Source organism: Limosilactobacillus panis DSM 6035, assembly GCF_001435935.1.
Classification (GTDB): domain Bacteria; phylum Bacillota; class Bacilli; order Lactobacillales; family Lactobacillaceae; genus Limosilactobacillus; species Limosilactobacillus panis.
Window position 1 is genome coordinate 1 of record NZ_AZGM01000043.1, and the last position, 8,981, is coordinate 8,981.

Below are 8,981 nucleotides of genomic sequence, written 5' to 3' on the forward strand. Positions count from 1 at the left end.
GTACCTCACAATCATTGGATCCTTTGTCCAACAATTATGGGGCACTTCATTTTCTCCCAGCCTCTCATATTATTATGCTTCAGCAGCCGTTGCCTTAGCCTTATCAATTCCTGATTCATCAAGCTTGAAGTTATCGATAAAGTACAGCTTGTACCAGACTAAGAAGGTGTAAACCGTCCAGATCTTCCGCCGTCCGTCAATCTTGCCCGCGAAGTTGTCATCTGCCAGCTTCAGCAGCTTATCCTGGTCGAAGAATTCCTTAACAAAGTCCTGTTCAAACATCTTCCGCACAACTTCGTAGTACTTCTTTTCGTGCAACCATTCCCGGACTGGGGTTGGGAAGCCAAGCTTTGGCCGGGTTGCCCATTCCTCAGGCAGGTGCCGGTTGGCGGCCATCCGGAATGCCCACTTAGTACCCTTGTAGTTAAAGAGATAGTTGGTTGGCGTCGTTTCCGCAACCTTCATTACTTCCTTATCAAGGAGTGGCACCCGGATCTCCACGGAGTTAGCCATACTCATCTTATCGGCCTTTAAGCAGATATCACCTGGCATGAAACGGTGCAGGTCCACATACTGCTTCTTGGCCACTTCGTTCATGTCCTTCTTTTCGTCACACTTGTCGTAGAGCGGCTTAAGCAGGTCGACGATGGATGGGCCGTCTTGGTATTCCGGCTTCAGGTATTCATTCGCTTCTTCCGGACTAAAGATGTAGGCTTGGCCAATGAATGTCTCCCGGGCCGGGGCCAGGTTCCGGTAGAGGTGTTCGGAACAGTGGAAGTGCTTGCCTTCCAGCCATTCACCGAGCTTGTAACGCTTTTCCTTTGGCAGCTTCTTCAGCTGGTCAGTGATCCAGCGAATGAACTTGACCTTCGTGTTGAAGCCGTATGCCGTGTATCCCGCAAACAATTCGTCGGCCCCTTCACCAGATAAGAGGGCCTTGTAGCCGTTATCCTTAGCCAACTTGTTTAAGAAGTAAAGCGGCACAACCGATGGGTTAGAGTCCGGTTCGTCCAGGTAGTACTGAATCAGTGGGAAGGTCTTGAAGGCCTCCTCATCCGTCAGCAGCTTATCAGTGTTCTTGAGGTCCAGTTTGGCGGCCAATTCACGGGCCTGCTTGGTTTCATCGTAGCCACTGTCAAACCCAATTGAGAAGGTGTTGTTGGGCCGCATCAGGGCGGTTACCAGACTGGAATCAACCCCGGCAGACAGGAAGGAACCAACCTTGATTCCCTTATCGGCAAAGGTGTGGGCCTTAACGGAGTTCTTGACCACGTCATCAATGTTGTCAACGGCCTCGTCAAAAGTCTCATTCTTCGGGTCAAAGTCTTCGTCCCAGTACTGCTCCATATCGAACTTGCCGTCCTTGTAAGTGAAGTAGTGGGCTTCTGGCAGACGGAAAACACCCTTGAAGAAGGTTTCCTGGGTAACGTTGTACTGGAAAGTCATGTAAGACTTCAGGGCCCGCTTGTTTAACTCCATCTTGAAGTTCGGGTGGTCAAGGAAGGCCTTGATTTCGGAGCCGACAAAGAAGGTCCCATTCATTTGGGCGTAGTAGAGCGGCTTAATACCAAAGTGGTCCCGGGCACCGAACATTTCCTTCTTCTTCGTGTCCCAGATGATGAAGGCGAACATCCCCCGCAGCTTTTGCAGGATGTCCTTCCCCCACTCCTCGTAACCGTGCAGGATTACTTCCGTATCGGCGTGGGTGGTAAAGGTGTGCCCCTTTTCAATCAGTTGGGCCCGTAGCTCTTCGAAGTTATAGATTTCACCATTAAATTCGATGATCTTGGTGTTATCTTCGTTAAAGATTGGTTGGTTACCAGACTTCAGATCAACGAAGCCGAGTCGCCGGAAACCGAGGGCCACGTCATCATCCACGTACTTCCCTTCGGCGTCGGGGCCCCGGTGAATGATTCGATCCTTCATCTTTTCGATTAAAGTATCTTTTAGTTGTGGTTTTTCGTTATCAACAAACGCAACAATTCCACACATTGCAAAGTCCCTCTTCTTTCTTAAGAATTAAAATATTTCGTCACGAATTAACTCGAAACCTAATTATAACATACTCAGCCCAACGTCAAGGGATTTCACCCTAGTTTCACCAGATATTAAGATCTGCATAAGGCTAAAATGGGTCCCAGCACCTGGATTTCTCCCAAGTGCTGGGACTCATAATGTTTATTATTTCCCGGGAAATTATTTCTCGTGATCCTTCTTTGAGAACTTCCCCTGGCGGATGTAGACACTCAAGATTGCCAGGTCGGCGGGGTTAACCCCGGAGATCCGGGAAGCCCGGGCCAGGGTTTCCGGCCGGATCTTCTCCAATTTCTGCCGGCCTTCCGTTGCCAAGCCATCGATGTCTTCGTAATCGATATCGTCCGGAATCCGTTTAGCTTCCATCCGCTTCATCCGTTCAACCTTTTGCTCTTCCTTCTTAATGTAGCCGGCGTACTTGAGTTGGATTTCTACCTGCTCAATTACGTGCCGGTCCAGCTTCTCAGCCGGGGCCGGGATGAATCGCAAAAGGGTCTGGTAGTCGACGTACGGGCGCTTAATAAAGTCGGCCGCACTAACCGCATCCTTCAGGCGGTTGTCACCGTGGGATTCGATAAAGTCGTTGACCTGGTCGTCACTCGGCTTGAACTTGATGGCCTTCAGCCGGCTAATTTCATCCGCTACCTGCTTCTTCTTAGCTTCCATTTTGGCCACGCGGGCGTCACTAACTAAGCCAATCGCGTGCCCCTTTTCCATCAGCCGGAAGTCAGCATTGTCGTGCCGGAGGATCAGCCGGTATTCTGCCCGACTCGTCAGCAGACGGTACGGTTCCTTGGTGCCCTTGGTAACTAGGTCATCGATCATGACCCCGATGTAGGCATCGGACCGGCTGAGGACAAACGGCTTCTTGCTTTGGGCCCGGAGTCCCGCGTTGATTCCAGCGATAATTCCTTGACCGGCCGCCTCTTCATAGCCAGAAGATCCATTGGTCTGACCGGCGGTGTAGAGGTTCTTGATAATCTTCGTCTCCAGGGTCGGGTGCAGCTGGTAAGGGGCCACGACATCATACTCAATGGCGTATCCCGGCCGCATCAGTGAGGCCTTCTCCAACCCCTTGATAGAGTGCACAATCTTTTGCTGGACCTCTTCGGGCATCGAAGTGGAAACCCCGTCAAGGTAATACTCATCCGTATCCCGACCTTCTGGTTCCAGGAAGACCTGGTGGCGGGACTTGTCGGCAAAACGCACGATCTTGTCTTCAATCGATGGGCAGTAGCGGGGCCCAACCCCCTTGATAACGCCGGAAAACATTGGTGCCCGGTTCAGGTTGGCCCGGATGATTCCGTGGGTCGTCGGGTTAGTGTAGGTCAACCAGCAGGCTAGCTGGTCAGAGACGGCGATATACTTGCTGTCTGGGGTGTCAAAGCTGAAGTGGTGCGGTTGAACATCTCCGGGCTGTTCTTCCGTCTCGTCAAAGTTAATGGTGTTCCCGTTAACCCGCGGTGGCGTCCCGGTCTTGAACCGTTCTAGATCAAAGCCGAGCTGCTCCAGGTTTTCGGAAAGTTTAACCGCCGACTTCGCGTTGTTAGGGCCCGACTGGTACTGCAGTTCACCGATGATGATCTTTCCCCGGGCGGCCGTTCCCACCGTCAGGACAACGGTCTTTGAATGGTAGCGGGCCCCGGTGTTGGTGATTACCCCCTTGCAGACACCGTCTTCAACGATCAGCTGGTCAACGGTGGCCTGACGGAGGGTCAGGTTTGGTTCCCGTTCCATGGTCAACTTCATCTGCCGGTGGTAGGCGTGCTTGTCCGCCTGGGCCCGTAATGCCCGGACAGCTGGTCCCTTACCGGTGTTTAGCATCCGCATTTGGATATAGGTCTTGTCGATGTTATGACCCATTTCACCACCGAGGGCGTCGATTTCCCGGACGACAATCCCCTTGGCAGGTCCCCCCACTGACGGGTTACATGGCATAAAGGCGATCATTTCCAGGCTGATGGTGATCAAAAGGGTCTTGTTCCCCATCCGGGCCGCCGCCAGGGCCGCTTCGCTTCCGGCGTGGCCCGCACCGACAACAATGACATCGTAAGTGCCGCCCTCGTATTCGACGGCATCTGAGTTTTTCAATGATTCACTTGACTTCACAATCTTCCCTACTTTCCTAGACAGAATTGACTAAATAATTGATCAAGGAGCTCATCCTGGTAAGAATCACCGGTGATTTCTCCCAAGAGGTCCCAGCACCTGGTCATATCAATCTGGACCAGGTCGACCGGCATCCCATCGTTGATTCCCTTCAACACATCGTTTAGTGCATCGTTGGCCTGGTGGAGGAGGCCAATGTGACGGGCGTTGGTGACCATTACCGTGTTTTGGCCACTCTCAATCCCTTCGTTGAAGAACATGTGGCTGATCTTCTGGCCGAGCTGGTCCATCCCTTCATGTTTAACAATCGAGGTTTCTACCAGGGGCGCCCCACCGATTAACCGCTTCAGTTCTGCTAAGTCGACCTTCTGCGGCAAGTCCGTCTTATTGAGGATCACAATCCGCTTCTTATCCTTGGTGGCGGTCAACAGTTCCCGGTCCTCCGCGGTCAACGGTGCCGAGCTGTCGATGAGGAGCAGGACCAAGTCGGCCGCATCGAGGGCCTTCTTGCTTCGTTCGACCCCGATCTTTTCAACCGTGTCCTCCGTATGGCGAATTCCCGCGGTATCGATCAGTTTGAGGGGAACCCCGTTGACGTTAACGTATTCCTCAATGACATCCCGGGTCGTTCCCGCCACGTTGGTCACGATGGCCTTATCCTCGTGCAGCAAGGAATTCAGCAGGCTTGACTTCCCGACATTGGGACGACCAATGATGGCCGTTGCTAGCCCCTCACGCAGGACCTTCCCCTGCTTGGCCGTCTTCAAGAGGGCCTGAATCCGTTGCTGTATGTCAACGGCCTTTTCCTTCAGCATCTTCGTGGTCATTTCCTCAACCGCGTCGTATTCCGGGTAGTCGATGTTGACCTCGACCTGGGCAAGGACATTGAGGATATCCTTACGGAGGTGGCGGATCAGCCGGGAGAGGTCCCCGTCAAGTTGGTTCAAGGCCACCTTCATCGACTTGTCAGTCTTGGCCCGGATCAGGTCCATGACCGCTTCCGACTGGGAAAGGTCAATCCGGCCGTTTAGAAAGGCCCGCTTGGTGAACTCACCAGGTTCAGCCATCCGGGCACCGTAGCTTAAGACCAGCTGCAGGATCCGGTTGGTTGCTAAGAGACCACCATGGCAGTTGATTTCAACAACGTCCTCACAGGTGTAAGTCTTGGGGGCCCGCATTACCGACACCATTACCTCGTCGACCTCTTCTTTAGTATCAGGGTCAATAATGTGCCCGTAGTTAATCGTGTGGGTCGGGACCTTAGCGAGGTTCTTCCCCTTATAAATCTTCTGGGCCACTGGGATCGCGTCGTCCCCGCTAATCCGGATGATTGAGATACCACCCTCACCAACTGGGGTTGAAATCGCCGCGATTGTATCATTTTCACTATTCGCCACTAGTCGATGCTCCCTTCAATAAAAAAAGTGCTAGTCCACGTCAGCTACAGCAAACATGGTCAAAGCACTTTCACTACTTTAACAACTCAATCTTTATAATCGCCCATATTCTAAATTCTTCGTGAGCGATTGTCAATCGAAAACTAGTCCTTAGGCGCAATTACAACGCTCCGGTAGGGGTCGCGGCCATGGGAGTACGTCCGTACGTGGTCGTTGTCCTCTAACTCGCGATGCAATTGCTTCCGCTCCCGCGCCGGCATCGGGTCCAGATAAACCGCCTGGCCACTAGCAACTACTTCGGTAACCGCCCGTTCCGCAATTTCGTGGAGGGCGGCTTGCCGTCGTTGACGGTAGTTAGACGTGTCTAAAATAACTGCCGTCTTGGGCGCCCCGTGGTAGTTCATAAAGGCGGCACTGATTTGCTCCATCGCGTTGATCCGCCGGCCGTGGTGGCCAATCACCTTGCCAGATTGCACCGTCTTGATGTCGATTGTGATTGCGTGGGCGGCCACCTTGCTGATTTCGGGCTTGGTCTCAATCCCCAGCGTACTAAAGACCTTCTTGAGGTATACGGTCAACTGCTGCCCCGTATTTCTGGTGTGGCGAAGGTTGGCTTCGTGGCGGGCCGCAATTACGGCCGGGTCCTGGTCGCTCCCCTGCTTGCCATCATTGGTCGGGACGTCAACTTCCTTGGCAACCGGTGCCTGCATGCTTACATCCTTTTTGGGTTTCTTGATAACCGGTGCCTTGACGGTTGTTGCCGCCTTCTTCACAACGGGCGGTTTTACCGTTGCCTCAATCTTTGCTGGGCGCCGGCCGATACCCAAAAATCCCTTCCGTGGCTGGTCGATGATTTCGACCTTTAGTTCTTTTTCCGGCTTGTGTAGGGACCGACTGGCGACTTGAATTGCTTCTTTAATTGTCTTGCCCGTATAAACGACCATAAATATTTCCTCCCCGAATTAGTGTCCTTTACTAAGGATACCACCTTTTCAGAATTTCATTTCCCGGGAAATACCTCCTTTGCAGGGCCCGGATTTTCATTTATAATACATATTAAATTTTGATTAGAAACAAAGGAGGGCGCCTATGCGACCACGAATTGCCATTCCAGCCGATACCCTAACCGAAGCAACCAACATTATTAACGAGCGAAACGCCGCCTTTGCGCCCCGCCCGTTGATTGAAGCCATCGTCAAGTCTGGTGGGGTGCCCGTCATCTTTCCGAGTGTTGAACCTGAATTGGCGGCGGACTACTTGGGTCTGTTCGACGGCATTATCTTTGCCGGCGGCGCCGATGTTGACCCGACCTTTTACAATGAAGAACCCCACCAAAACCTGGGGACCACCTACCGGAAACGGGACCTGTTTGAAATTGCCCTCTTAAAGCAGGCCTTGGCTGCGGACAAGGCGGTCATGGGCATTTGCCGGGGGATGCAATTGATTAATATCGCCCTGGGTGGATCGATCTACCAGGACCTTTCCGAAGACCCGCGGAAGACACTCAAGCACGCCCAGGATGCCCCGGGCAACCTGCCTTCCCACCACGTCACCGTTGACGAGGACAGCCGTCTGTTCAAACTGGTCGGCCGCCGACCCTACGTCAACTCCCGCCACCACCAGGCCCTACATAAGATTGCCCCGGCCCTCCACGTTACCGCGGTGGCCGATGACCAGGTACCTGAGGCGGTTGAATCAACGGCCAATGACCAGGTCCTAGCTGTCCAGTGGCACCCGGAAAACATGTTTAAGCACTACCAGTATTCGCAGAACCTGTTTGCGGACCTCATCAAACAGGCCACCGCCAGGCCATAATCAATAATACCAATAAAAGGAGGCCTTTAGCGTTCGGAAATCCGCCCGCTAAAGGCCTCTTCGTGTACTGTATATTTTTCCTTACCAAGCCAATTCTTTTCTTAGCTCATCTGCAGTGTAGATCCGACCGTCCTCAAAGCCACGGAAGGGGTGGAGGGTCTCCAGAGCGGCCCGCTGGTAACGCCGCGCCCGGCGCAGGGCGTATTCTTCCAGTGACCCGTCCTGGACATAGTTCAACAGGCGGGCGCTTGGCGTTGTCATCGGGTTCACCACCCGGTCCTCAAAATCCTCCAAGATTTCAGAATATTCCGGCCCCAACTGGATCTGGTTAGCATAGTGTTCCAGATGGCGGATGATTGCCAGGGCGGTCGCCTGGTACCTGCTCGGGGCGGTCGGTTCCTCGGCCGCCGTGATCTGGTTCATCTGGTTGGCCTTATCAAGCAGGGGCGTAACCTCTGACTCCTTCATTGCCGGATGCATGATAAAGTAACTCGCCAGCAGACGGATGAAGCGGACGGTCCCGGTGCGGATTCCAACCGAGCTACTCGGGTCGAGGTCCAGCATCCGCAGTTCGAGGTACTCAATCCCCTTTTTCGGTAAGTCTTTTAGGTTACGATTTCCCTTAAAACGGACGGGACCATGGAATTCATAGTTCGAAGTCAAAATCCCCTACTTAACCCCCCTCTTCAATCCGGTTAATGTAGGCCGTCAGGTTGGTGTAGTCGCCCTTGAACTTGGTTCCAAAGCCGTACTTACTCTGGCGAATGCTCCGGAGGGGATGGGCCAGGAAGTCATCCTTATCAAAGTAGCCCGCCTCAGCCACCGGGCTGGCCCCGAATAAGTAGGTCAGCAGCCAGCGGTAGCGGACAAAGCCCTGGGCCACCACGGTGTAGAGGTGGTTGCGGACGGCCCGCTCATCACTAAAGTAGTCCGGAAACTTTTGGAGGACCAGGTCAATGACGTGCTGGTCAATACTCAGGCTGAGGTGGGCCCCACACGGTGTCCCCTGTGAGTAACCGTGCCGCTTGGCCCACTCCTTCAGGTAGGCTTCCTTCTTCGGCCCCATCTTGGCTAAAACCAACTTACTCTTGTCTTCTGGTAAGCGCGGCGGCATTGATAGGGGCCACAGCATCTCCCCCGGTGCCAACGCCGATCGGAGGCAGTTATTGAGGCGGTAAAGGTAGTGCATCGCGTCAAGGGAATGCTTGGCAGACGGGGTCACCGTTTCCGACATCGTCTCCAGGAAGTCGTTGGTAATCCACGGGTTCGTCTGCTCATCGCCAATTCCGGCCGGATAGGGCTCCTGGCTGAGGTTGCCCGCCTCATCAATCCGCTGCATTTCAATCTCCAAACCAACGGTAAAGTCTGAGGTCTTGGCGACTGCTTCACTTTCATAAATTGCTTCTCCAATCCGGCTAAACATGGCTAGCGCCTCCCTTTATTAAAATAATCTCATTTTATTTTAATAAGCTACCCTAGTAGCGCCCTATTGACAAGCGTTTATCAGCAATTGTTTATTAAAAAAAATCACGACCCCGCTTTTTTGAACTAGGTCGTGATTTTAATATTAATAACTGAAACTTGAAAGCACGAAAACTAGCCGGAGCTGCGTCAGCTTCGGCTTTT

General features: G+C 53.1%; 5 protein-coding genes and 1 pseudogene. 1 reads left to right on the forward strand and 5 read right to left on the reverse strand.

Annotated features, from left to right (window positions below; translation table 11 throughout):
* Positions 1–72: 72 nt before the first annotated feature.
* The 4 genes from asnB to jag form a co-directional block, all read right to left on the reverse strand.
* Positions 73–1,992, reverse strand: coding sequence for an asparagine synthase (glutamine-hydrolyzing) (gene asnB / locus FD32_RS03160; protein ID WP_047769829.1), 1,920 nt, complete (start codon positions 1,990–1,992; stop codon positions 73–75).
* 204 nt (positions 1,993–2,196) lie between these two features.
* Positions 2,197–4,143 (reverse strand): tRNA uridine-5-carboxymethylaminomethyl(34) synthesis enzyme MnmG, encoded by a 1,947-nt coding sequence (gene mnmG, locus FD32_RS03165; RefSeq protein WP_047769830.1) that lies wholly within the window; start codon positions 4,141–4,143, stop codon positions 2,197–2,199.
* A gap of 8 nt (positions 4,144–4,151) precedes the next feature.
* Positions 4,152–5,540 (reverse strand): tRNA uridine-5-carboxymethylaminomethyl(34) synthesis GTPase MnmE, encoded by a 1,389-nt coding sequence (gene mnmE, locus FD32_RS03170; protein WP_047769831.1) that lies wholly within the window; start codon positions 5,538–5,540, stop codon positions 4,152–4,154.
* 143 nt (positions 5,541–5,683) lie between these two features.
* Entirely contained in the window at positions 5,684–6,484 is an 801-nt protein-coding gene (jag, locus tag FD32_RS03175; RefSeq protein ID WP_047769832.1) for an RNA-binding cell elongation regulator Jag/EloR, read from the reverse strand.
* Between the two features lie 145 nt (positions 6,485–6,629).
* Here jag and FD32_RS03180 point away from each other — a divergent pair, with 145 nt between their 5' ends.
* Positions 6,630–7,355: a gamma-glutamyl-gamma-aminobutyrate hydrolase family protein gene (locus FD32_RS03180; RefSeq protein WP_047769833.1), complete on the forward strand. Its 726-nt coding sequence runs from the start codon at positions 6,630–6,632 to the stop codon at positions 7,353–7,355.
* A gap of 81 nt (positions 7,356–7,436) precedes the next feature.
* Here FD32_RS03180 and FD32_RS03185 read toward each other — a convergent pair.
* A pseudogene (locus FD32_RS03185) lies at positions 7,437–8,778 on the reverse strand (glutamate--cysteine ligase).
* Positions 8,779–8,981 lie beyond the last annotated feature (203 nt).

Coding starts and splice junctions, on each gene's coding strand:
- asnB (WP_047769829.1), bottom strand. CDS start 1,992: ATGTGTGGAATTGTTGCGTTTGTTGATAACGAAAAACCACAACTAAAA.
- FD32_RS03180 (WP_047769833.1), top strand. CDS start 6,630: ATGCGACCACGAATTGCCATTCCAGCCGATACCCTAACCGAAGCAACC.
- jag (WP_047769832.1), bottom strand. CDS start 6,484: ATGGTCGTTTATACGGGCAAGACAATTAAAGAAGCAATTCAAGTCGCC.